Annotated in this window: 22 protein-coding genes; 3 read left to right on the plus strand and 19 right to left on the minus strand. The window is 61.0% G+C overall.

Annotated features, from left to right (window positions below; all coding sequences use genetic code 11):
• The first annotated feature begins 147 nt into the window (after positions 1 to 147).
• Positions 148 to 1,875: a M28 family peptidase gene (locus G6N74_RS10505; protein ID WP_165117030.1), complete on the plus strand. Its 1,728-nt coding sequence runs from the start codon at positions 148 to 150 to the stop codon at positions 1,873 to 1,875.
• 61 nt (positions 1,876 to 1,936) lie between these two features.
• On the opposite strand, the gene paaG is transcribed toward G6N74_RS10505, so the two are convergent.
• The 10 genes from paaG to G6N74_RS10555 form a co-directional block, all read right to left on the minus strand.
• A complete protein-coding gene (paaG, locus tag G6N74_RS10510) occupies positions 1,937 to 2,734 on the minus strand; it encodes a 2-(1,2-epoxy-1,2-dihydrophenyl)acetyl-CoA isomerase PaaG (protein ID WP_165117032.1) in 798 nt (265 codons plus the stop codon).
• Between the two features lie 37 nt (positions 2,735 to 2,771).
• Positions 2,772 to 3,071: a hypothetical protein gene (locus G6N74_RS10515; RefSeq protein ID WP_165117034.1), complete on the minus strand. Its 300-nt coding sequence runs from the start codon at positions 3,069 to 3,071 to the stop codon at positions 2,772 to 2,774.
• The gene (locus G6N74_RS10520) at positions 3,068 to 4,672 is read right to left on the minus strand and encodes an SDR family oxidoreductase (RefSeq protein WP_165117036.1); all 1,605 of its coding nucleotides are present in this window, start codon (positions 4,670 to 4,672) and stop codon (positions 3,068 to 3,070) included. The genes G6N74_RS10515 and G6N74_RS10520 overlap by 4 nt, the downstream gene beginning before the upstream one ends.
• A gap of 59 nt (positions 4,673 to 4,731) precedes the next feature.
• Complete coding sequence (locus G6N74_RS10525; protein WP_205826625.1) at positions 4,732 to 5,328, minus strand: flavin reductase family protein; 597 nt, start codon at positions 5,326 to 5,328, stop codon at positions 4,732 to 4,734.
• A 113-nt stretch (positions 5,329 to 5,441) separates the two neighbouring features.
• Positions 5,442 to 5,981, minus strand: coding sequence for a nuclear transport factor 2 family protein (locus tag G6N74_RS10530; RefSeq protein WP_165117038.1), 540 nt, complete (start codon positions 5,979 to 5,981; stop codon positions 5,442 to 5,444).
• 9 nt (positions 5,982 to 5,990) lie between these two features.
• On the minus strand, positions 5,991 to 8,102 hold the full coding sequence (locus G6N74_RS10535; RefSeq protein ID WP_205826626.1) for an acetate--CoA ligase family protein: 2,112 nt from the start codon (positions 8,100 to 8,102) through the stop codon (positions 5,991 to 5,993).
• Positions 8,099 to 9,004, minus strand: a complete 906-nt coding sequence (locus G6N74_RS10540) for an SMP-30/gluconolactonase/LRE family protein (RefSeq protein WP_165117040.1) — start codon at positions 9,002 to 9,004, stop codon at positions 8,099 to 8,101. The genes G6N74_RS10535 and G6N74_RS10540 overlap by 4 nt, the downstream gene beginning before the upstream one ends.
• An 85-nt stretch (positions 9,005 to 9,089) precedes the next feature.
• On the minus strand, positions 9,090 to 10,322 hold the full coding sequence (locus G6N74_RS10545; protein WP_246245712.1) for an ABC transporter substrate-binding protein: 1,233 nt from the start codon (positions 10,320 to 10,322) through the stop codon (positions 9,090 to 9,092).
• 92 nt (positions 10,323 to 10,414) lie between these two features.
• Entirely contained in the window at positions 10,415 to 11,170 is a 756-nt protein-coding gene (locus G6N74_RS10550; RefSeq protein WP_165117042.1) for an SDR family NAD(P)-dependent oxidoreductase, read from the minus strand.
• A gap of 24 nt (positions 11,171 to 11,194) precedes the next feature.
• A complete protein-coding gene (locus G6N74_RS10555; RefSeq protein ID WP_165117044.1) occupies positions 11,195 to 12,508 on the minus strand; it encodes an LLM class flavin-dependent oxidoreductase in 1,314 nt (437 codons plus the stop codon).
• 184 nt (positions 12,509 to 12,692) lie between these two features.
• On the opposite strand from G6N74_RS10555, the gene G6N74_RS10560 reads away from it, so the two are divergent.
• Entirely contained in the window at positions 12,693 to 13,472 is a 780-nt protein-coding gene (locus G6N74_RS10560) for an IclR family transcriptional regulator (protein ID WP_165117046.1), read from the plus strand.
• 132 nt (positions 13,473 to 13,604) lie between these two features.
• On the opposite strand, the gene G6N74_RS10565 is transcribed toward G6N74_RS10560, so the two are convergent.
• From G6N74_RS10565 to G6N74_RS10605, 9 genes are all read right to left on the minus strand, one after another.
• Positions 13,605 to 14,588, minus strand: coding sequence for a branched-chain amino acid ABC transporter permease (locus tag G6N74_RS10565; RefSeq protein WP_165117048.1), 984 nt, complete (start codon positions 14,586 to 14,588; stop codon positions 13,605 to 13,607).
• Positions 14,585 to 15,472, minus strand: coding sequence for a branched-chain amino acid ABC transporter permease (locus G6N74_RS10570; protein ID WP_165117050.1), 888 nt, complete (start codon positions 15,470 to 15,472; stop codon positions 14,585 to 14,587). Before G6N74_RS10570 ends, G6N74_RS10565 begins: the two co-directional genes overlap by 4 nt.
• 6 nt (positions 15,473 to 15,478) lie before the next feature.
• Entirely contained in the window at positions 15,479 to 16,219 is a 741-nt protein-coding gene (locus G6N74_RS10575) for an ABC transporter ATP-binding protein (protein ID WP_165117052.1), read from the minus strand.
• On the minus strand, positions 16,212 to 17,015 hold the full coding sequence (locus G6N74_RS10580; RefSeq protein WP_165117054.1) for an ABC transporter ATP-binding protein: 804 nt from the start codon (positions 17,013 to 17,015) through the stop codon (positions 16,212 to 16,214). Before G6N74_RS10580 ends, G6N74_RS10575 begins: the two co-directional genes overlap by 8 nt.
• A 66-nt stretch (positions 17,016 to 17,081) precedes the next feature.
• Positions 17,082 to 18,236 carry an acyl-CoA dehydrogenase family protein gene (locus tag G6N74_RS10585; RefSeq protein ID WP_165117056.1) on the minus strand — a complete coding sequence of 385 codons (1,155 nt, stop codon included), beginning with the start codon at positions 18,234 to 18,236 and terminating at the stop codon, positions 17,082 to 17,084.
• Entirely contained in the window at positions 18,236 to 19,012 is a 777-nt protein-coding gene (locus G6N74_RS10590) for an enoyl-CoA hydratase/isomerase family protein (protein ID WP_165117058.1), read from the minus strand. Before G6N74_RS10590 ends, G6N74_RS10585 begins: the two co-directional genes overlap by 1 nt.
• Positions 19,013 to 19,029: 17 nt before the next feature.
• Positions 19,030 to 20,160, minus strand: a complete 1,131-nt coding sequence (locus G6N74_RS10595; protein ID WP_165117060.1) for an acyl-CoA dehydrogenase family protein — start codon at positions 20,158 to 20,160, stop codon at positions 19,030 to 19,032.
• Positions 20,161 to 20,261: 101 nt separating this feature from the next.
• On the minus strand, positions 20,262 to 21,893 hold the full coding sequence (locus G6N74_RS10600; RefSeq protein ID WP_165117062.1) for a 3-(methylthio)propionyl-CoA ligase: 1,632 nt from the start codon (positions 21,891 to 21,893) through the stop codon (positions 20,262 to 20,264).
• Positions 21,894 to 22,063: 170 nt separating this feature from the next.
• On the minus strand, positions 22,064 to 23,092 hold the full coding sequence (locus G6N74_RS10605) for an NADP-dependent oxidoreductase (RefSeq protein ID WP_205826627.1): 1,029 nt from the start codon (positions 23,090 to 23,092) through the stop codon (positions 22,064 to 22,066).
• Between the two features lie 266 nt (positions 23,093 to 23,358).
• On the opposite strand from G6N74_RS10605, the gene G6N74_RS10610 reads away from it, so the two are divergent.
• Positions 23,359 to 24,543: an NADH:flavin oxidoreductase/NADH oxidase gene (locus tag G6N74_RS10610; protein ID WP_165117064.1), complete on the plus strand. Its 1,185-nt coding sequence runs from the start codon at positions 23,359 to 23,361 to the stop codon at positions 24,541 to 24,543.
• Positions 24,544 to 24,588 lie beyond the last annotated feature (45 nt).

Raw genomic sequence — 24,588 nt, forward strand, 5'->3', positions numbered from 1 at the left:
CGATCTCTGATCATGCCTCCAGAGCCTTGACGGCTGCCTCTGCTGCTTCGATGCGATGGCGGCTTGCGAGGCGCAATCTCCTCTGTTAGCTTTCAATTTCGTTATGAAACAGTGTTTCATTCAGTAAAACACAATGGGAGCCAGCCGATGAACAAACTCGAAACCGAAATTCTCGCAGCCGTCTCGCTCGACGAGCCCTGGGCTCTCGTCGAAAGCTTCTCGACCTTCAAGCGCGAACACCCGACTGATGTGAACCGCGGCATGGACGAGGTGGTGTCGCGTCTCAGGAAGCACGGCGTCGAAGTTACGGTTCACGAGCCGAGCCTTTATCTCAGCCTGCCCGGACTGGCCCGCGTCGAAGCGGGCGGCAAGACGTTCCGCGCCAAGCCGCCGGCATACAGCCTCGATGCCCGCAACGGCCTAGAGGGCCAGATCGTCTATGTCGGCGCGCGTCACAACGCGATGATCACCGACATGTTCGAGCAGAAGGTGGAGTCGACCCAGGAGCTGGCCGACCTCGTTCGCGGCAAGATCGTGATGTCCGAAGGCTTCGCCAGCCCCGGCCTGATCTCGCAATATGAAGAACTCGGCGCCATCGGCGTCATCGGCATCAATCCCGGCATCGACGTTCACTGGGGCATCTGCACCACGGTCTGGGGCACGCCCGATCTGGACGATCTGCCACGCAAGCCCAATATCCCGGCGGTGGCCGTCAACAAGCCCACAGGCGAAGCGCTGATCGAGATCGCCAATGCCGGCGGCAAGGTCACGATCTTCACCGAGATGGAAGAAGGCTGGTTCACCTCCAAGCTGCCGGAAGTCTTCATCAAGGGCACGGAAGAGCCAGAAAAATACGTCTTCCTGCACGGGCATCTGGACAGCTGGGATGTCGGCGTCGGCGACAACGCGACAGGTGACGCGACGATGCTGGAGATCGCGCGCGTGCTCTGGGAAAACCGCGGCAGCCTGAAGCGCTCCGTGCGCATCTGCTGGTGGCCGGGCCACTCGACGGGCCGCTATGCCGGCTCGACCTGGTTCTCGGACGCCTTTGCGCTCGATCTGGAAGAAAACGCGGTCTCGCAGGTCAATTGCGACAGCCCCGGCTGCCGCTGGGCAAGCGAGTTCATCAATCTGTGCCGGATGAGCGAAACCGAGGATTTCCTCGCCGACGTCATTCAGGAAGTGGCTGGCAAGGTTATCGAAGGCGAACGCCCGCACCGCGCCGGTGACTATTCCTTCAACAACATCGGCATCTCGAGCTACCTGATGCTGTCGTCGACCATGCCGGACGTCCTGCGCGAAGAGAAGGGCTACTACACAGTCGGCGGTTGCGGCGGCAACATCGCCTGGCACACGGAGAACGACATCCTCGAAATCGCCGACAAGGATATTCTTCTGCGCGATATCAAGGTCTATCTTCTGGCCGTGCTGCGCAACGCCAACGCGGAGTATCTGCCCTTCGACTGGCGGGCGACAGCGCGTGAATTCGCAGCCACCGTTGCCGGGTATCAGGCCAAGGCCGGCGACCGGTTCGACCTGTCGGCGTCCCGCAAGGCTGTTGCCGAACTGTCCGAGGCACTCGAAGCCTTCTACGCCCGCGTCGCAGACAAGAGCATCGAACCGAAAGCGGCCAATACCGTCATTCAGGACCTTGCGCGCATCCTCGTGCCGATCAACTTCACGCGTGTAAACCGCTTCCGCCACGACCCGGCACTGACGATCCCGCCGCTGCCTTCCATCGCAGCCGCTGCCGATCTCGACAGCCATGACGAGGTGACGCTCGGCTTCGCCAAGACCCAGCTGGTGCGCGGCCAGAACCGCCTGATATCGGCCTTGCGACAGGCACGCCGCCACATCGAACTCGTGGCAGGTTGATATGCCAGTGGCCCGCCCGAATTGCCGGGCGGGCCACTGATCTCTTCAGAATGATTTCTATCTATCGCCCTTTAAAAACGGGCGACTGCTTAGCCCGAAACGACGAGACGCCTGTTCGATAATCTTCAGTCTGGCCCGCCTCGCCTTGAAGCTGCGCTTCCAGATCGAGCTGCTGGTCAAATGTTTGAACCGCCGACTGCAGGAAGGCCTTCTTCATCAACGCGAAGCTGCGGGTCGGCTGGCTGGCCAGATGCGCGCTGAGTTTTCTTGCTTCCACATGCAGAAGATCGTCATCGACCGCTTTCCAGATCATGCCCCATTCGGCGGCAAGCTCGGCATAGATCGGCTCGGCCAGGAAAGCCAGCGCCCGCGCCCGCGCGTCGCCAATCAGTCGCGGCAAGGTCCAGGTTCCGCCCGAATCGGGAACAAGGCCGATCTTCGAGAACGACTGAATGAAGCGAGCAGACCGCGCAGCGATAACGATATCGCAGGCAAGCGCGATGTTCGCTCCAGCTCCGGCGGCCACGCCGTTAACTGCCGCCAGCACCGGCTTTTCAAGCTCCCGGATTATCCGCACCAGCGGATTGTAGTTTTTCTTGAGACTTTCGGAGAGATCGGGCGCGACGCCTTCCTCGAAGACACGCTCGGAAAGATCCTGCCCTGCCGAGAAGGCGCGCCCTGCCCCGGTCAGCATGACCGCGCGGCATTCCGGATCCTCGCCTGCCTTCGTCAGTGCAGCAAGCAGTCGCCGATGCATCTCGCCATTGAACGAATTGAGCTTGTCTGGCCGATTGAGCGTAATGACGACAACGCCCGCGTCCTGCTCAACCAGAATCGGATCCCGTTCTGTCGTTGCCATCACCGCTCCTCATTTCCGGCGAACGCCAAGATGACAATCAGTCCTGCCGCTCGACATGGGCGCGTATGGCGTTGCTGTCCGCGTCGAGCCAGCCGTGTTTTGCGGCGGCGGCCACCATCTCGTTAAATCGGGTACGCCATTGCTCATTCGCCATGGTGCCGGCCAGCGCCGGAACCATGCCCATCCCAACCAAGGCATTGTCGTCATCGACAAAGGTCAAGCCGTCGATGTAGGGCCGCGTTGTGCCGAAAGCGCCTTTCAGCAGAACCTTGAACTTGCGGAAATCTTCCGCTTCCGTCAGGCGCAATCCGCCCCCACTGGAATATTCGACGATCATTCAGCTGCCCCCTGAAGTTCCTCTTCCGCGATTTCGCTAGCGTCTCCGGCATTGCCGAAAGACGTCCAGCCACCGTCGACATAGAGGATCGAGCCATTGATGTAGGACGCTTCGTCCGAGGCCAGGAAATAGGCGGCCTCGGCGATATCTTCCGGCCGGCCCATATCGCCGAGAGGAATGCGCCGGCGGATTGCTTTCGTGTCGATCTTGCCGGCGGCTTCGAGTGCCGCAACCCCGGGCGTGCGAATATAGCCCGGCGCGATCGTCGCGGTGCGAATGCCGGCAGGGCCAAGCTCGGCTGCCATGCACCGTGTCAGTATGTCGATTGCCGCCTTCGACGCGCCATAGGCGTGGCGTGGCGCAAAGGGCAGGAAGGTGTTGATCGAACCGAGATTGAGGATGACGCCGCCGGCATCTCCCATCAGCCGCACCGCCTCGCGCGCGCACAAAAAGGCGCCCGTGACGTTCACATCCAGCACCTTTTCGAGATCAGCCGACATCTGGTCGAGGGCAGGCAGAAAGCCATCGGCAATTGCGGCATTGTTGACCAGTATGTCGAGCCTGCCGAACCGCTGCTTTATTGTAGCGAACAGGTCCAGAACCGCCTCTTCGGAGGCGATGTCGAGAGCATGGGAAAGATGCTTCGGCCCAAGAGAACGAGCAACAAGTGCTGCACCTTCGGCATCCTTGTCGGCAATGACAATGGTGTCGCCCGAGACCGCGAACCTTCGCGCCAATGCCTCGCCTATGCCCTTGGCACCGCCCGTCACCAGCACGACGCGCTCACGCCGTTCAACCGCGGGCTTCGCAAGTTCGGTCTCGGGCGTGCCGCTGACGGGAGGATGCGCGTCGCCAGGCTGATTGAAGGATAGCCAGCCGCCGTCGACCGACAGGATCGAGCCGGTCACATAGCGCGCAGCCGGTGATGCAAGAAAACGAGCGGCGGAAGCAATCTCGTCCGGGCGCGCCATGCGCCCCATCGGCACGCGGCGACGAACGAGATCCAGGTTGGTCTTGCCGGTTCGCTCCAGTTCAGCAGCCATCGGCGTACGCACATAGCCCGGCGCCACCGCTGAGACCCGGATGCCGCGCCCGGCCCATTCGCAGGCCAGCGACCGTGTCACCGAAATCAGGCCCGCCTTGGAGGCTGCATAGGCGTTGCGCTTGGGATTGCCGAGCACGCCGGCAAGCGAAGCTATGTTGACGATAACCCCACCGCCGGTCATACGCCTTGCGGCCTCTCGCGCCAGCACGAAGGGTCCGAGAAGATTGATGCGCAGCGCCTTGCGGAATGATGTCACATCGGTGTCCACAGTCGCGGCCATGGTCGGCCCGAGTGCTGCATTGTTGACCAATGCGTCTATTCTGCCGAAGCGGGCTTCGATCTCCGCGAAAAGCGCGATGATCTCCGCTTCCGACGAGACGTCGCAGTGAAAGCCGGCATGCCTTGCATCAAGCGCGTTTGCGAGATCGGCTACATTCGTTCCAGCAAGATCGACCGCCGCGATCGTGTCGCCGTCACGGTGAAATGCGTCGAGCAGCGCCTTGCCGATACCGCCGGCAGCACCTGTGATGACTACGACGCGCCCTGAATTCTCCATCGATTTACTCCTTCCGGAAATCTGCTTGGCCTTGGCTTCAGGACGTCAAGTGAGCCGGCTCAACCAACTGTTGCGAGGCGGCGGAACGAACCGTCACGGTAGAGAAGTGCATCCTGGTCCAACGACGTTACCGCCAGCACGCGGCCGATATAGATATGGTGCGTACCGGACAGGATACGGTCCTCCACGCGGCAATCGAAGCTCGCAACGGCACCGTCGAGTACCGGCGCGCCGGTAATCATGCTCAACCATTTTCCCTCGCGAAAGCGCTCTTCCGAGCCCAGCTTTGAAGTCGAGAACAGCCGGGCAATGCCATGCTGCTCCTCGGTAAGGAAATTGATGGCAAAGCTGCCGCTGTCGGCAATGATCTTTTCAGCTGTGGCGCTGCGGTTGACACAAACCAACATCGTCGGCGGCTCGGCCGACACAGAACAGACGGCGGTCGCCGTCAGGCCGTTGCGCAGCTTGCCCGAACGCGCCGTGATAACCGCAACAGACGAGACGACCTGCCGCATGACGGTCTTGAATTCCGCATCGCTGACAATCCCGTTCTCTCTCATGTCGGCCACCTCCGCGGATGCCTCAATCGTGTGGGGCATGGCGCTGGACATCCGTGACTGCGAAAGTTCCGGCGCGTGAGCGTTGTGAGCGGCCATGATTTTCGGTCTCCATATCGGCGCTGTCGTTTTGTGCACCGGTTGTGGAGATCATTGTGATGCAACGCTTTCCTCGTTCAACCCCTTCACTTGTGTGAAGGAGAGTTTCACATTCATGAAGCATTGGAACGACCGAGAAGCTCGTAGATCGGGTCGGCGGGGAACTTCGCACCGACAGGCTGCCGGACTCCGAAACGGGCCTCCTCGGAGCCTTCCGGCACCGGCTGCTCTTCGACCCAATCATAGGCGACGACACGTTGCTTGACGCGCCACTCCCCATCACGCTTCTCGAACAGATCGGCGTAACGGCCAGCAAGCAGGAACTGGCGTGTGACGCCATCTCGCCCCGCACCACGCTGAAGTGCATTGAAGTAAGTCTCCACCACGGCGGATGCTTCGTCCTTGAACTCGATCAGGATGTTACTGACCTGATGGATGTTGCGCGGATTGGTCTTGAAGGCTTCCAGCACCCATTGGAAGAAGCCCTCCACAGGCCCCGAATAGGCGCCGTGCCGATCGGTCGCATCCGGCCAGTAGGAACTGCGCAGCGACGCCTCGTCGGCACGATCGATGCCGCGGCAATAGCGATAGATACAGTCGCGGATGGCCTCGCGGTCGAGGAGTTCGGTCAGCCTTTTGTCTTCGTTCGCCATCGTCTTTCCCTAATCTTTCCGCAACACCAGAAGCGCATCGAGCAGCGCCACGCCCTTGCCTTCCGGCAGCACCAGTACCGGATTGAGATCGATGCTTTCAATCATGTCGGCATTCGCCGCTGCGAAACGCGACAGCGTGGAAAGCATCTCGGCCAGCGCATCAATATCGGCGGGCGGCGCACCGCGCACGCCTTCCAGCATGGCAAAACCGCGGATCTCTCGGATCATGCGGTGTGCCTCGGTCCTGTCGAACGGCGCGACGCGGAAGGTAACGTCCTTCAGCACTTCGACGAAGACACCGCCGAGCCCGAACATCACCATAGGGCCGAAGACGGGATCGCGGACAACGCCGGCAATGGTCTCGACGCCGCCGGTGATCATCGGTGACACGATCAATCCTTCGATCAATGCGTCCGGGCGTTTTTCACGAACCCGGTCGAGAATCGTCCGGGCCGCGTGCCGTGCCTCGTCCTCATCCTTCACGCCGACGATGACGCCGCCAATCTCTGTCTTGTGGGCGATGTCGGGCGAGGAAATTTTCAGCACAACCGGAAAACCGATCGTAGCGGCGGCGGCACCGGCATCCTCATCCGGCCGTACCAGCGCCTCCCTGGGAAAGGCGATGCCCGCCTTCGCCAACACCGACTTTGCGCCATATTCGCTAAAGGTATCACCATCCAGCGAAAGGCGCGGTGCCTCTTCAAGGGTTTCGGTTGCACGCTTCACCGCATCGAAGCTTTTGCGGAAATGGGCCAGCGCACCGAGCGCGTTGACCAGCGCGGAACCATCCTCGAAGACCAGAAACCCTTTTTCCTCGTAGGAGCGGACGATCTCGGACGACGCCGACATGGTGAGCGAGAGGATGCGGCCTCCCTGCCCGGCCGTTGCGCCCTCCAGGGCCTGGCGCAGGGAAACGGCGAAGGTCGGGCTAGCCGGTCCGCTGCCGAAAATACCGGCGAACATGTCGTAGCCGCCCTTTTCCAGCATGGCGCGGATATAGCTCGTCATCAGCGGCAGGTCGGTCAGCGCCTGCGCGGTCGCATCGACCGGATTGCGCGGCGAGGCATAAGGCAGCATCGCCTTCAGCTCTTCCTGCGCCGCATCGGGCATGGGCGAGACGTCAAGCCCTGCAAGTGCGGCATCGTCCGCCATCTGGATGCCGAAGCCGCCGGAAAGCGTGAAGATGCCGAGCCTGTCTCCAGCCGGATAGATGCCGCGCGAACAGGCGTAAGCCACGTCAAGCTGCTCGGCCGTCGTGCGCGCACGATAGACGCCATATTGGCGGAAGACGGCATCGAAGACGGCATCGGAGCCGGCAAGGGCAGCCGTATGCGAACTCACCGCATGCGCGCCGACCTCAGAGCGACCGACCTTCATGAAGACGATCGCCTTTTCCTTCGCCCGCGCGGTGTCCAGCGCTTCGAGGAAGACGTCGCGGTTGCGAATGCCCTCGGCATAGGCGATCACGACATTGGTATCGGGTTGGCCGACCACCCATTGCAGCGCTTCGGCAACGTCGATGTCGCACTCATTGCCGGTGGTGATCCAGTGGCTAATGCCAAGACCGCGCTGGCGCGCAAGATGAGCGATGTGGGAGCCATAGGCGCCGCTCTGCGAGATGATGGCAACCGGGCCCGGCTTGACGAATTCGGTGTCGAGGATCGCAGAGAACGTACCGTAATAGCCGGTAGCCGCATTGAACACGCCAAGACAATTTGGACCGAGCACGCGCATGCCGCTTTCGCGCGCGATGCCGGCAATCTCGTCCTGCATGGCGCGGCCTTCGTCGCCGGTTTCGGCAAAGCCCGCCGAAAAGATGATTGCCGCCTTCACGTGACGCTCGGCGCATTCTCTGAGCGCCTGGATTGTGCCACTGGACGGAACGGCAAGGATCGCCACATCCGGCGTTTCCGGCAGAACTCCGACGGAGGCGTAGGACTTGAAACCCTGCACCGTCTCACGGTTGGGGTTGACCGGATAGACCGCGCCCTTGAACCCTGCTTCGCGCAGATAGCGCAACGGTCGCCCGCCGATGCGCGCGACGTTTTCGGAGGCGCCGATGAGCGCGATGGAGCGCGGCGCAAGAAGCGGGGAAAGAGAGCTGTTACGATGAAGCATCATTGTACTTTCGTGTCCGGTCGAGCAGCGGCTTCGCCGAAGCGCGCTTCGGGAAGACCCGAAACGCCAAGGCCTTCGATGGCGAAAAGATATCCCCCGTCCGGATGGCGCGAGATGGCACGGCCGGAACCGGAATCCTTGATCGATGTCACATAGAGCGTCGACATGTCGGCACCTCCGAACGCCACGGATGAAGGCATGTCGGTCGGCGCATCGATCAAGCGGTCAAGCTCGCCTTGCGGCGTGAAACGGGCGATCTTGCCGACCTGTACGAGCGCCACCCACAGGCAGCCGTCGGCATCGACTGTGGCGCCGTCCGGGCCGGAATTGTAGGGTTCGGTATCAACGAGGATACGCGCCTCGCTGACGGCGTCATCGCCGGCGTCGTAGCGATAGGCGCGGATGGCGCGATCCAGGCTGTCGGCGAAATACATCGTTTCGCCGTCTGGGCTAAAGCAGAGCGTGTTTGAAATGCGGATGCCATTGGCAAGAATGGCATTGGAGCCATCGGCCCCGACACGGAAAAGCTGCCCCAGCGGGTCGGCATGAACGCCCATGCTGCCGCATAGAAATCGGCCTTGACGATCTGTCTTGCCGTCATTGAAGCGGATACGCGGATCGGCCGGTTCCGGCTTGAATACCGGCACCACTTCACCGGTGGTCAGGTCGAGCAAATAGATGCCGTCAGTGAGCCCCGCGACCAATGTGTCCCCTTTGCCCAACGCAATGGAGCCCACCATGGATGGGAGGGTCCATTCGTCAAAGGCGCCTGTCGACGGATCGTAGCTGCGGACAAGCCGCGAAACACCGTCCACCCAATAGAGGCGCTGGCGCTGCCAATCCCAGACCGGGCTTTCGCCAAGCTGATCGGGCCTTGTCGATATTCGGCTCACACGCAGCGACATCGATTGTCCTTGAGGGCGGCTTTAGGTTGGCGTGACGCCAAGTGGTGCGGCGGAATGGATATCTCCGCCGCATCCTTGGGATGGGTTACTGCGACTTCAGGAGATCACAGGAGCTTTCCGAAACCGGCCGCCACGCATCTTCGGCGGCAACGGTCTCGGTGATCTCATAGTAGTCATAAGGATATTTCGACTCGTCCGGCGACTTGATGCGGACGGCATAGAGCGGCCGCATTACCTGCCCGTCGGCCCGGATCTTCACATCCTTCATCTCGAAATCATTGACCGGGATTTCCTTCATCTTGGCCATCACGGCGACGCCCTCGTCGGTGCCTGCCGCTGCAATCGCCTTGAGGTAGTGGTTGACCGCACTGTAGGTTGCAGCCTGCGCCTCATTTGGGATGCGGTCGTTGTAGACTGCCTGAAAACGCTTGGCGAAACCGCGGGTCTCGTCAGTACGATCCCAGTAGAATGGTGTCGTCAGCCGCACGTTCTGCAGGATCTGCAATCCGATGCCGTGGGTCTGGTTGATGAACAGGCCGAGCGGCGCAAGCTTCTGGCCGCCTTCCGACAGGCCGAACTCCTGCGCCTGCTTCATGGCATTGGCAAAGTCGGCACCCGAGTTGGCGAAAGCGACGACCTTCGCGCCGCTCGCCTGCGCCTGCAACAGATAGGACGAGAAGTCGGTCGAGTTCAGCGGATGCAGGACAGAGCCGAGAACCTTGCCGCCGCCCTGCTCGATGAACTTCGTCGTATCAGCCTGCCAGGCTTTGCCGAAGGTGTAATCGACGGTCAGGAAATACCAGGTGTCGAGGCCTTGCCCGAGAAGCGACTTCACAGTCGCCTTGGGAAGCGCATAAGTATCCTGGACCCATTGCGTTGCCATTGGTGAGCAGGCGCTGTCGGTCAAAGCCGATGCGGCGGTAGCGACGAGCATATAGGGTTTCTTGCGTTCCTTCATGATGTCCTGGATGGCGAGCGCGATGGACGAGGCAGAGCCGCCAAAGATGGCGTCGACACCCTCTTCATCGACCCATTTAAGTGCCGCAGCGACACCGACATCGGGCTTGTTCTGGTCGTCGGCAACGACGATCTCGATCTTCTTGCCGTTGACCGTACCGCCGGCATCCTCGATCGCCAGGCGCGCGGCAGCCACGGCACCCGGACCGGCATTGTCGGCATACGGCCCCGACTGGTCGTTCATGATGCCGATTTTGATGACGTCGCCGGAAATGCCGTCCGCATGCGCTGTCACTGCGGCGAACATCGTCGTTGCCGCAAGAAACGCTGCATAGGCTGTACGCTTTGTCGATATGACCATGTCTATTCTCCTCCCATTTTTAGCTCCGATGATCCTCCGCGGACCCTCTTCACGGAGCCATTCCTCCCGAATGGCATTCGCGCCGGCTGCAGTTACGAAAATGCGTAGGTGATGCCTCCATCGACGAAGAGCATGTCGCCGGTGACGAAGCTGGACTCCTCGCTGGCGAGGAACACGGCGGCGTTGGCTATGTCCTTGGGCTGGCCGAGCCGGCCGATCGGGACGCGGGCACGCCGACGCTCCCAGGCTTCTTCGCTAACGACCAAATTAGCGCCATCCGTTGGCGTCGGGCCAGGCGCGATGGCGTTGACGCGAATGTTGCGCGGCCCGAATTCCGCAGCCCCCGACCGGGTGACGCCGAGCACGCCGGCCTTGACGCCGCTGTACATGATGCCGTGGTTCATCGCGAGGACCGCGGAGGGCGAAGCAATGTTGACGATCGCACCACCCCCGGCCTCGGTCATGCCGTCTAGCACGGCCTGATAACCCCAGATCACGCCCTTGAAACCGACGTCAATCATGCGGCCGATCATCTCTTCCGTCTGATCTTGAAGAGGGCCGTAGCGATTCCACATCGCATTGTTAACAAGGATCGTCACCGGGCCGAAATGATCCCGCAGTTTGGCGACTGCATCGAAAACCTCGGCGCGCTTGGCGGCATTGCCGACGAGGCCGACGGCTCGTCCGCCGGTCTCGTTGATGGCATTTGCGGCCTCTTCGGCGATTTCCGCCTTCAGGTCGAATATGCCGACAGATGCGCCCTCCCGGGCAAAAGCCTCGGAGATGGCGCGGCCAATGCCGCGCCCTCCACCGGTCACGAGCGCGACGCGCCCTTCAAGTCTTCGCATTGTAATCCTCCCGACAACAATCGCTCAGCCGACCTTCGCCGCCTTGGCGAAGGTGGCACGCGACGCCATGGGGATGGCACCGCCACGGGTCGGGTCGGCGTAGACGCCGCCGGCCGTCGCGTAGTCCTTGCCGGCGCGACGCTCCAGCACGATGCCGATCGATTCGACGTTGGGGATCTCTTCTTCGGTGAGTTCGGCCATGCGCGGCTTGCGGGCAAGGGCTGCCTCGACGAAGGGAGCCAGTTCCTCTTCCTTCTTCTTGACGCGCTCGTCCTCGCGCTCCTTCAACTCAGGCATCACTTCGCTGGCGAAAAGCTCCATCGCCTCGCAGATATGCTCGTGCTTGTTCATGCCGGATTGCTGAATGAATATCATCTGGTCGACACCGACGTCCGCGTAGGTTTTCAGATGCTCGCGCACGCTTTTCGGCGTGCCGATGCTGCCGGAACCCGGCGTCTCCTTCATGTCATCCTTGATCGTCTGGAACCGCCTCCAGAGATCGGTGCGACCCGGACGATGCTCGCCGTAAACGGCGTAGTGGGCGATCGAATAGCCAAAGAAACGGAACCCATCGAGGCCGCGTCGCACTGCTTCGTCATGGTTTTCATGAACCATCATGCCGTTCAGCGTGGCGAAATTGGCGTTCACCGTATGGCCGATCGGCACGCATTCGTCGGACTTGATGATGGCGTAATATTCGTCGCGCCATGCCTTGGCCTGCGAGGCTTCGACGAAGCCGAACACCAGCGCGCCGACGCCATTGCGGGCGGCACGCAGGATGCTCTCGCGGCGCGAGCAGGCCATCCAGATCGGTGGATGCAGCTTCTGAACCGGCTTCGGCACGATGTTGCGGACCGGCATGGAGAAGAACTGCCCCTCGTAACCGGGATAGGGGTTCATCGTCATCATGTTGGCCGTCTGCTCGACGCCTTCGCGCCACATCGCGGTCTTCTGTTCGGGCTCGATGCCAAAGCCGTGCATCTCGATCAGCGAACCGGATTCGCCCGTGCCCCATTCGAGGCGGCCACCCGACAGGATATCGAGCGTCGCCAGACGCTCGGCGACCCGTGCGGGATGATTGTAGTTCGGCGAGGACAGACAAATGCCGTGGCCAATGCGTATGTTCTTGGTCCGCTGCGTCACCGCGCCGAGGAAAACCTCCGGCGCCGATGAGTGCGAGTATTCCTCGAGGAAATGGTGCTCGACTTCCCACATATGGTCAAAGCCGAGACGGTCGGCCAGTTCGATCTGATCGAGCGCATCGTTGAACAACTTCTGCTCGCTGCCCTCTTTCCAGGGACGCGGCAACTGATGTTCGTAAAAGACTCCAAGCTTCATGAATTTCCTCCTGCAACGCCGGTAGCCGACTAAAGCTCCGCGTCTTCTTTGCCGTGCTTGAGAACCACATCGGCCTTGACTGGAGGCACCATGTCATGCGCAGTTGGAGCGCGCCAAATACATTTCGTACGTGCTGTACAGTTTCACATCCGTGAATAATGGCGATGCTCTGGGAGGAGCTTAGATGCAGTTGTCACAGGTCAAGTCGGCGACGCGCGCCGTCGAAATTCTTGAATTTTTCAAAAGGGTTAGGCAGCCGCGTGCGATGTCCGAGATTGCGCTGTCGCTAGGCTATCCGCAGTCAAGCACGACCGTTCTTCTCAAGACACTGATCGCACTCGGCTACCTGAATTTCGACCGCCGCGAACGGCTCTACTTTCCGACACCGAAAGTGACTTCCCTAGGCGACTGGATCCCCCGCGCACTGTTCGGCACGAGCCGCATTCTGGAGACCATGCACGATGTTCATGCCGCGACCGGCGAGACGGTTTCGATCGGCACCAAGAACGACGTCTATCTGCAATATGTCCAGATCATCCAGTCGGTCCACGCACTGCGTTTTCATGTCGACGAGGGCACGCTGCGTCCCCTCACCCAATCGGCGCTCGGCTGGCTTCTGATGTCGACCATGCCCGACGACAAGATCGACAACATTGTCCGGCGCGCCAATATCGCGACCGAAAAGAACTCGGAACGCGTCAAGATTCCCGAAATGATGGAACACATCCGCCAGATCCGCGGCAAAGGTTATTGTTCGGCCGAGGGCGTTCCCTTCCTGGGCGGTGGAACCATCTGCATTCTGTTGCCCGTCACTATTCAGAACCAACCGGTTGTGCTGGGACTTGGAGGTGCCGCCGAGCGCATCCGCCAAAACCATGATCGCTACCTAACCGTCCTCCAGCGAGCCGTGAAAGCGGTGAAACCTGATAATCCATTCGACCAGCCGATCGACATCGAGTTCTGAGATAAAGCTTGTCGCCCAAAAGTGCGTAGCGGTTTTGGGATAACGACATGCGGTAGAACAAGACTAAAGCTGCCGCACGGCGTGACAGCTTTAGTCGGTTTCGCCCTCATCCTGCCGGCTGAGGGCGAACTTCTAGCGCGACTGCTCGACTACCGGCTTTGCGGTGACCAGTGCTGCCGACGGTTTTTTCCCGCGCCGCGCAAGATATTTCATGAGAGCGCCAATCTCGCCGACAAAGCCACGCCTGAAGAGGACGATGACTACCAGCAGGATGACGCCCTGTCCGATCAATGCCCATTCGCCAAACCCGGCCAGATGATCGTTCATCAGGATGATGATTGCAGCGCCGAACATCGGACCTGTGAGTGTTCCCAACCCGCCGAGCAGCGTCATGAGAATGACCTCGCCGGAAACCGGCCACGACAGGTCGGTCAAGGTCGCGAACTGGAAAACCGTCGCCTTCATCGCCCCGGCGAGACCAGCCATGGTGGCCGACAGGGTGAAGGCGACGAGCTTGAATTTTTCCGGATCGAAGCCGAGCGATTCCACACGCGCCTCGTTGTCGCGGATAGCCTTCAGTACCTCGCCGAAGGGCGAGTGCACGATCCTGTAGAAGGCAAAGACCGCGACTGCTGAAAGTGCCAGGATAACATAGTAGAAGCTGAAGCTGTCGCGCACTTCGACGAGTCCGAAAAGCGGATTGCGCGGAATGCCCTGCATGCCGTTTTCGCCGCCGGTGAACTCCATCTGCAGCAGGACGAAATAGACGAGCTGCGAGAAGGCGAGCGTGATCATCGCAAACTGGATGCCCTGCCGGCGGATCGAAAGCTGGCCGATGACCAGACCGAGCAGGCCGGCTGCCAGCGCGCCACACAGTATGGCGACCTCCACCGAGATACTGGTTGTCTTGAGTATCTGCCCGGTGATGTAGGCCGCCCCGCCGAAGAACATGGCATGACCGAAACAGAGCAGCCCCGTATAACCAAGGAGCAGGTTGAACGAACAGGCGAAGATGACGAAACAAAGGATCGTCATCAAAAGAACCGGATAGACGAAGAATGGTGCAGCGATCGCAAGCGCCGCCGCAACAAGAATGATGATCAGCTTCGGGTTCATCGCGCGCCCTCACTGCGGCCGGAGAAGATGCCTGAGGGCCGCATGAACAGCGCGACGATCATGAACAGAAAGATCACCACGCTGGCAGCCTCGGGATAGAGAACCTTGGTCAGCCCTTCGACGATGCCCAGCATGTAGCCGGTGGCCATGGCGCCGACGATCGAGCCCATGCCGCCGATGACGACGACGGCGAAGACGACGATCATCACATTCGATCCCATCGAAGGCGACACCTGGTAGATCGGCGCAGCAAGTACGCCGCTAAGTGCCGCAAGGCCAACGCCGAAGCCGTAGGTCAGCGTCACCATCTTGGGGACGTTGATGCCGAAAGCCTCGACGATGTTCGGGTTTTCGTTGGCCGCCCGCAGATAGGCGCCGAGCTTGGTGTGTTCGATCAGCAACCAGGTTCCGATGCAGGTGACGAGTGAGAACACCACCACCCAAACGCGGTAGTAAGGCAGGAACATGAAACCGAGATTCATGCCGCCAGGCATGGGATTGTCATAGGGAATACCTGTAGAGCCATAGCGCTGGCGTATCAGGCCTTCAACGATCAGCGATACGGCATAGGTGGCAAGCAGGCCGTAGAGATGATCGAGGTTCTGCAACCTCCTGAGCAGCAGCCGTTCCATCAGCATGCCGAGAAGCGCCACTGCGATCGGCGCGATGACCAGCGCGCCCCAATAGGGCACGCCGAGAAAGGTCAGCAGCAGCCAGGCGACGAAGGCACCAAGCATGTATTGCGCGCCATGGGCGAAGTTCACGACATTCATCAGCCCGAAGATGATCGCCAGGCCCATGCTGAGCATGGCGTAGAAGGAACCGTTGATGAGCCCGAGCAGTATCTGGCCAAAGAGAAGCTGCGATGTGATGTTCTCGAACATAATGCCTCACACGCCCAGATAGGATTGAACACGGTCCATGCCGCTTTCGAGATCGGCGGCGGTCAGCACGTCGGCCACCTTGCCGTTCTCGACGACGACGTGACGATCCGCGACTTTTTTGGCGAAGCGCAGATTCTGTTCGACAAGCACGATGGTGAAACCCTGCTGCTTGAGACGCAGGATGAGTTCGCCGATCTCTTTCACGACCACTGGCGCCAGCCCCTCGCTCGGTTCGTCGAGCAGCAGCAGGCGCGAGCCCGTGCGAAGGATGCGCGCGATCGCAAGCATCTGCTGCTCGCCGCCGGAAAGTTTCGTGCCCTGGCTTGCCGCTCGCGCCTGGAGATTGGGGAACGCCTTGAAGAGCCCTTCGTTCGACATACCGCCCGATCGCAGCACCGGCGGCAGCAGAAGGTTCTCGCGCACCGAGAGCGAGGCGAAGATAGCCCTCTCCTCCGGACAATAGGCGATGCCCTTGCGCGCGATTTCATAGGTTCGCTTGCCGATTAATTCCTCTGCGCCAAGCCGAATGGACCCGGTGCGCTTGCGCACCACGCCCATGATGGAGCGCAGCGTGGTGGTCTTGCCGGCGCCGTTGCGGCCGATCAAGGTCAGTACCTCGCCCTCACGGACATCGAACGACATGCCGTGCAGAACGCGGGACTCGGCATACCAGGCACTGAGGTTCTCGATGGACAGCATCGCCGACGCCAGCCGGCTGTCTTCCGCCGCGACGACACGACTATTCATCGATGCCTCCCATATAGGCCGAGATCACCGCCGGATTGCCCGACACCTCGGCGTAAGAGCCCTCGGCGAGAGTCTGGCCGTGCTGCAACACGGTGATGCGATCGCAAAGGTTGGAGACGACCGAGAGATTATGCTCGACCAACAGCACCGTGCGCCCCACGGCTGCGGCTTTGATCAGCCTGGTGATAGGCTCGATGTCCTCATGGCCCATGCCGGCCGTCGGCTCGTCCAGCAGCAACACGATCGGTTCGAGCGCCAGCGTGGTGGCGATCTCCAGCGCGCGCTTCTTGCCGTAGGAAAGTTCCGCAGCAGCGACGTTGCGGCTGTCGGCCAATCCGACCTGTTCGAGCAGTTCTTGAGCACGTTTGTTCAACGGCGCAACGGCGGTGAGCGACCGCCAGAAGTGATAGGCCGCACCAAAGCGCGACTGCAACGCGACACGCACATTTTCCAGCGCGGTCAGGTTCGGAAAAGTCGCCGAAATCTGAAAGGACCGCACCAGCCCGCGCCGCGCCACCTGCGAGGAACGCAGCGCAGAAATGTCATCGCCATCGAACAGGATGCGCCCGCTGCTCGGCGACAGCGTCTTGGTCAGAAGATTGAAGCACGTCGTCTTGCCTGCGCCGTTCGGCCCGATCAGCGCGTGGATGGAGCCCCGCCGCACCGACAGGTTCACATCCTTCACCGCGGCAAAACCGGCAAAGAACTTCGTCAACCCCTCGGCAACCAGGACGTTGTCCGACTGCTCAAAGTTTGCAACGTCGGGCGCTCTTATCGCCTCGGCGTGTATGGACATCCAACTCCTCCCCTTCGGACGCAACCCCTCACTCCCGGTGATTGCGTCTTGCGACCTTTGCCCTTGTCAGCCCGGCAATTCCAGCACCGCTTTCGCCAGAATATTCTTCTGGATCTCGTTCGATCCGCCGAAGATGGCCGGCGCGCGCGAATCCAGGAACAGGTTCATGGCATCGACCTGACCGTTTCCGGCATCGAGATCGTCGGCGAAACGCGCTTCCTCTCCCGCCACCAGAAGCATCTCCTCGGTGATGCGCTGATAGAGCTCCGTGGTGAAGATCTTCAGCATGGAGACGTCAGCCCCAAGTTCGCCGCCGGAACGCAGCACCTTGGCGAAGCGCTCGAAGCTCGAACCGAGATCGTAGAGGTCCAACCGAAGCTTCGCATAGCGCGAGACGAATGCCGGATCGTCGAAGGCGCCGCGCGCTTCCGCCAGTCGCTCCAGCCGCCCCAGCGCATATTCCGGGCGGGTTGGCGCACCGAGAAAGATGCGCTCGTGGCCGAGCACGGATTTGGCAACCGTCCAGCCTTCATTGACCTTGCCGACAAGGTTCTTCACCGGCACCCGGACATTGTCGAAAAACACTTCGCAGAAATCCGCCTCGCCGCGCAGATTGGTTATCGGCCGCACGCGCACGCCGGGCGACGCCAAGTCGGCCAGCAGAACGGTGATGCCTCTCTGCGGCTTGGCTTCCTTGTCGGTGCGCACCAGGACGAAAATCCAGTTGGCGCAATGGGCAAGCGTCGTCCAGATTTTCTGACCGTTGATGACGAATTCGTCGCCGTCGAGCACGGCTTGCGTCCGCAGGCTTGCCAGATCCGAGCCGGCGTTTGGTTCCGAATAGCCCTGGCACCAGACATGCTCACCCGAGAGGATGCGCGGCAGGTAATGGGCCTTCTGCTCCTGCGTGCCGTATTGAATGAGCAGCGGGCCGACGAGACCGATGCCGTGATCCGGAATGCGCGGACAGCCGAGCCGACCCCATTCCTCGACATAGATCATGTGCTTGGCCGGGCTGAGCCCCATGCCGCCATGCTCCTGCGGCCATGTCGGCGCCAGCCAGCCCTTGGCCGCCAGCGCGTGATACCACTCTGCCACCTCGTCGAAGAGCGGACGCTGCTTGCGCATGTAGCGCAGATGCGGCGGGCAGTTCTCGTCGACCCAGCTGCGGAAGACTTTTCGGAATTCCTCGTCGGGTAGCTCGTTCCAGTCAGCCGCCATCACAGGCTATCCTTGAAGACCGGCTCGCGCTTCTCGAGGAAGGCGCGCATGGCTTCCTTGGAATCTTCGTGCTGGGTCATCTCGACAGTCAGGTTCTGCTCGAAACGATAGCCGTCCTTCAGGCTCATCGTCTCGACAGTGTTGATGGCGCGCTTGGCGAGCCTGAGTGCCGCCGGGCTCTTCCTGGCGATCTCATTGGCGATCTTCATCGCCTCGTCCATCAGCTGCTCGAGTGGCACGCAGACCTCGATGATGCCGCGCCGATAAAGTTCAGCCGCCGGCACGCGGTAGCCGGAAAGCACCATGCGCCGCGTAAGCGAATGCGGGATGAGCCGCATCGTGTGGCGCACGCCGCCCATCAGGCCGATATCGATTTCCGGCAGGCCGAAGACGGCGTTGTCGGAAGCAAGAATGATATCCGAGCAGATAGCGAGCCCCATACCTGCGCCAAGCGCGGGCCCGTTGACCGCAGCAATCACCGGCTTGTTCGATTCCATGATGCAGAAGCCGACTTCGCGGGTACGGCGCAGATGCCGGTAGGTGTCGCCGGGGACCGCGCCGACCTTGCCGCGCGACTTGATGTCGGCGCCGGCCGAAAATATCTTGCCGCGGCCGGTGAGCACGATGACGCGGACGGTCGGTGTCTCGTTCAGTTCGTCAAAGACCGAGATAAATTCCTCGACGAACTCCCGCGACTGGGCATTCACCGGCGGCGCATCCATCGTCACGACGGCGACGTGATCCTTGATTTCCGTCTTGATCAGATTGTTGTCCATGTGTTCCTCCCAGTCGCTCAGGCTGCGCGCTCAAGGTCGACGAATTGCAGCCGCAGCGCTTCCGACTGGCCAAGCGTGGCATTGAGATTGATGGCGCGCTTGAGGTAGAGGCCGATGTCGCACTCGTCGGTGAAACCCATCGCACCATGAAGATGCAAAGCGCGGCGGCATATCGAAAAGGCGGCATCCCCGGTACGCGCCTTCGCTGCGAGCACGGCAAGTTGCGCGGCTCGAACATCGCCGGCATCGAGTGTTTCCACCGCGTTGACGACGGCAGCGCAGGCAAATTCCGCATCAGACCACATGTCGACCAGCCGGTGCTGGATCGCCTGGAAACTGGCGATCGGCTTGCCGAACTGCACGCGGTCCTTGGTGTAGCCGATGGTGATTTCCAGCGCGCGCGAGGCGATGCCCGCAAGTTCGGCTGCCAGTGCAAGGCGCGCGTGAAGGATGGGAGATTCGAGCAATGCATCGGCACTTTCGGCGCGTGCAAGCACCAGGCTTTCCGGCACCTCGCATCCAGCAAAAGTCAGGCTCGCAATCATCGCGCCGTCGATACCCGGCCGCTCGTTAATGGTCACGCCGGCGCTTGCCGCCGGCACGCTGAGCAACAGACAGCCTTCGGAACAATCCGCCACGACCAGAAAATCCGTCGCCGAACGCGCGGCATCGACGAAATGCTTTTCGCCGGTCAGCGCAAAACCGCCCGCTGTCGCCGTGGCGACAACCGGCCTCGCATGGCTTGATTTCGATGGGTTCTGCCATGCAGGCACTGCGATGACGCTGCTGTCGGCAATGCCGGCGCAAAGCCGTGTGCGCTCTTCGGATACGGAAACATTGGCGAGGAGAGCGCCTGAGAACACCGCCGCCATAGCTACGGGTTCGGCAATCAGCGCCCGGCCGAGCGCTTCGCTGAGCACAGCCTGCTCGCGCATGCCGAGCCCTGCCCCACCGAGACCCTCGGGCAATAGCAACCCGGTCCAGCCGGCCTCGGCCATCGCCTTCCACGCTTGCTTGTCGAGATCGCCAGCACTTGCCCGCTTGTCACGGAGCGACTTGGTGCCGGAATGCTGTGCAGCGAAACCTGCAGCACTTTCGCGCAGCATCGCCAGCATGCCGTCCGGATCGTCAAACATTGCCTGCGGCATCATTCCTCCCTTGATGCAGAGCCGTGACGCTAGGCGATCCCGCCAAGGCACACAATCTCTGCATAACCGTGCTGTTGATATTCACAGATGTGAAGTCTGCTTCACGCTGGCAGCGCGTGATCCCTGAACTGCTCGCGCAGTTTCGTCTTCTGCAGCTTGCCGGTGGCGGTATGCGGCAGTTCCTCGACAAAGGTCACATCGTCCGGCAGCCACCATTTGGCGACCCGCGTGGACAGGAAGTCCAGCAGCTCCTGCCGCGACGGATCGGTGCCCGGCTTCTTCACCACGATCAGCAGCGGCCGCTCCTGCCATTTGGGGTGCGGCAGGCCAATGACCGCCGCTTCCTGAACGGAGGGATGCGCGACCGCGACATTTTCGAGATCGATCGAGCTGATCCACTCGCCGCCCGATTTGATGACATCTTTGGAGCGGTCGGTGATCTGGATGTAACCGTCGGCGTCGATCATCGCCACATCGCCTGTCGCGAACCAGCCATCCGCATCGAGAACATCGCCGCCTTCGCCCCTGAAGTAGCCGGAACTGACCCACGGTCCGCGCACCATCAGGTCGCCGGCGATAGATCCGTCATGGAGCAGCGATTTTCCATCCTCGCCGGCGATCCTGAGTTCGACACCATAGATCGCCCTGCCCTGCTTGGCCTGGATCGTCACCTGCTCGTCAAGCGGCAGGTTGCGATGCTTGGGCAGGAGATTACCGATGGAGCCAAGCGGGCTTGTCTCGCTCATGCCCCAAGCATGGATGACGAAAGCACCGAATTTTTCGTGGAATTTTTCGATGATGGCGCGTGGTGCCGCCGACCCGCCGACGACCACGCGCTCCAGCTTGATCTGCGAAAGATCGAGATCAGGATTCTCGTCAATATGCTTGAAGAAGCCCAGCCAGACCGTCGGTACGCCGAGTGAAAAATTGCACTCTTCGCGCACGGCAAGCTCATAGATGCTTTTGCCATCGAGCCATGGCCCCGGCAGCACCAGCTTGGCGCCGCACATCGCCGCCGCATAAGGAATGCCCCAGGCATTTACATGAAAGAGCGGCACCACCAGAAGCACGCTATCGGCACTCGACAGCTTCAGCCCGTCACTGGAACAGGCGGTGAAGGAGTGCAGCACCGTGGAGCGATGGCTATAGAGGACGCCTTTCGGATTGCCGGTGGTGCCGGATGTGTAGCACAGCGACGAAGCGGTTCTCTCGTCGAACAGCGGCCATTCGAAATCGTCATCTTCCGCCTCGACCAGCGTCTCGTAGCAAAGGCAGTCGGCAACATTGCCCGGCACATGCTCCGTATCGGTCATCGCCACGAATTTTTCGACCGTCGCCAGCTTCGGCTGCAACTTCGCCACCAGATCGGCGAAGGTGATGTCGAAGAACAGCACGCTGCCTTCGGCGTGATTGACGATGTAGTCGATCTGCTCGGGGAAAAGCCTGGGGTTCACCGTATGCAGCACGGCGCCGAGACCGGAGACGGCGAAGTAAAGCTCCATATGGCGATGCGTGTTCCACGCCAGCGTCGCGACGCGGTCGCCCGGCTTCACGCCAAGCCGCACCAGCGCCTTGGCAAGCTTGGCAGCGCGCGACCTGATACCGGCATAGTTGGTGCGGTGTTCCGGCCCCTCGCAGGTCTTGCTGACGATTTCGACACCTGCGTGATAGCGCGCCGCATGCTCGACAAGGGTCGAGATCAGCAGTGGGCGGTCCTGCATCAAACCGAGCATAGGCATCTCCTCCAGCGCAACCGCGCTTGCCCGGTCTCCTCCGGCAGCGGTGCTCTGTAGAGTTCTCGACCGCCGGGCCTCCTGTCAAACAAAACGCAATTGCGAAGGGAAGTTTCACATCCATGAAACTGGCAGGCATTACCTAAGCTCTTGAAAGCTTCCCACGACCCTCAGAGGAGCGATGATGGTTCGGCAATCCTCACGATCGATTTGCCGGTGTTCTCTCCACCGAGCAGACCCAGAAATGCCGGAACGATATTGTCGAAACCTTCGGACAGATGTTCGCGGCTGACGACCAGGCCTTCATCTAGCCATTTCGTCATTTCGCCTTCGAAGTCGGGGAAGTTGGGTGCGATGTCATAGACGATGAACCCGCGGATCGTTATCCGGCGAACCAGTATCCAGCGCATCAGTTCGGCCAATGCGCGAGGGTCTCCAGCCTGCTGGCCATCATATTGCGAGATCAGCCCGCACAAGGGCATGCGCGCGAATGTGTTGACCAGCGGCAGGACCGTTTCCGTCACCGGTCCGCCGACATTGTCGAAATAGATGTCGACGCCGTTCGGGCATGCCTTCTTCAGCGCGCGCGCGAAATCCGGCGTGCGATAATTCACGCAGGCGTCGAATTTCAGCTCTTCGGTCACGAAGCGGCACTTTTCCTGCGAACCAGCGATACCGACCACGCGGCAACCTTTTACCTTTCCGATCTGGCCGACAAGCCCGCCGACCGCACCGGCGGCGGCAGACACGACCAGCGTCTCGCCCGGCTTCGGCTTGCCGATTTGCAGCAGGCCGGCATAGGCGGTCTCTCCGGTCATGCCGAGCGGTCCGAGATAGGCGGTCGGGTGAGGTGTGCGAAGCGGGATCAGCTTGGCCGCCTTCGCCGGCACGGCGGCGAAATCCTGCCAGCCGCCGGAAACCGCAACCAGATCGCCTTTTGAGAACCCGTGTGCGCGGGCCTCAATCACCTCGGCCACGCTTCGGCCCGGGATCGTCTCGCCGATCTGCAGAGGCGGCGTATAGCTCTCTCGATCATGCATCTTCAGCCGCAGATAAGGATCCACCGAGAGCCATAGATTGCGGCACAGGATTTCGCCCGCTTCGGGCACGGGCATCGGCGCTTCGCGCATGATGAATGTCTCGGCCGCCGGTCGTCCTTCCGGCCTCGCCGCAAAGGCGATTTGTCGGTTCGCTATCAATGCATCCTCCCGCTAAGCGACATAAACGCAATCTGCAGTCGCCATCTTCGGACAATTTGATCGAGCTGCAGAGAACGGTCAAAGCGATAAGCTGTCGTCGGCCCTGTTTCACGCTTGTGAAACTCTTCGGAACCTCTGGGCATGATCTTCGGCAATTCACATCCGTGAAACTGATGCTGCCTCCCTTCAGGAGGATTGCGGGGTGGCCTCGTTCACCCATTATGCCGAACTCTGAAAGTTGCCGAAAAAGGGCCGGGAAACGCATCATGAGCCAATTGTTCGGCGAGGGCAGAATTGGCGGTCTTCAGGTTGAAAACCGCATCGTCGTCTCACCGATGTGCCAATACAGTGCCGTCGAAGGCACGGCGCAACCGTGGCATCTGATCCACATCGGCAATCTCATGATGTCGGGGGCAGGCCTGGTCATCATGGAGGCGACAGCAGTCGAGGATATCGGCCGCGGCACGCTCGGCTGCCTGGGAATCTACAGCGACGAGAACGAGAGGGCCCTGGCAGAACTCGTCGTGACGGCAAAGAAACTGTCGACCGCCAAGCTGGGCCTTCAGCTAACCCATGCCGGCCGCAAGGCGGCAACAAGAACGATCCCGGATCGCTGGCGCGGCGAACCGCTTCCGCTGGACGAAGGCGCCTGGAAGCCGGTTGCCCCATCGGCCATCTGCTTTGACAAGCACTGGCAAGTGCCCGAAGAACTCGATGAAGAGGGAATCCTGCGCATCATCGACGCCTTTGCCTGCTCCGCGCAACGCGCCGATCGCGCCGGCTTCGATCTTATCGAGATCCACGGCGCACATGGATATCTGATCCACAACTTCCTTTCGCCACTCTCCAACAGACGTTCCGACAAATGGGGCGGCTCGCTTGAAAACCGCATGCGCTTTGCGCTGGAAATCGTCGGCGCTGTGCGCAGCGTCTGGCCAAAGGAGAAGGCATTCGGCTTCCGCGTCAACAGCACCGACTGGCATCCCGAGGGCTTCAGTCTCGATGATGCAGTCATCTTTGCGCAAGCGCTGGAGCAGGCCGGTCTGGACTATGTCGTCATGTCTGCCGGCAATATCGCACCCGGCATATCCATCCCTCCCGCGACGCCCGGCCATCAGGTACCGTTCGCCACTTCGATCAAGGAGAATACCGGCCTGACAGCAATGGCTGTCGGCATGATCGGGCGCTTTGAACAGGCCGAAGCCATCATCGCCAATGACGAGGCCGATTTTGTCGCCCTGGCCCGGCCGATGCTGGACAATCCGCGATGGGGCATCCATGCCGCCGCCGCACTCGGCGCCGACATAGCCTATCCGCCGCAATATATGCGCGCACGGCCCAACAACTGGCTTGGTTTCACCTATGTCCATCCGGAAGCCAAGCCGCCGGCATCCACGTTACAACTCGACCGGCCACCCAGTGTCGCCTGGGACAGGCCGAGGGACGCTTAGATAGGCGATTGAAATCTGACGGGCACGCTATATGGCGCGCCCGTC

Origin of the sequence: Mesorhizobium zhangyense, from assembly GCF_011045115.1 — a bacterium.
GTDB classification, from domain to species: Bacteria; Pseudomonadota; Alphaproteobacteria; order Rhizobiales; family Rhizobiaceae; genus Mesorhizobium_M; species Mesorhizobium_M zhangyense.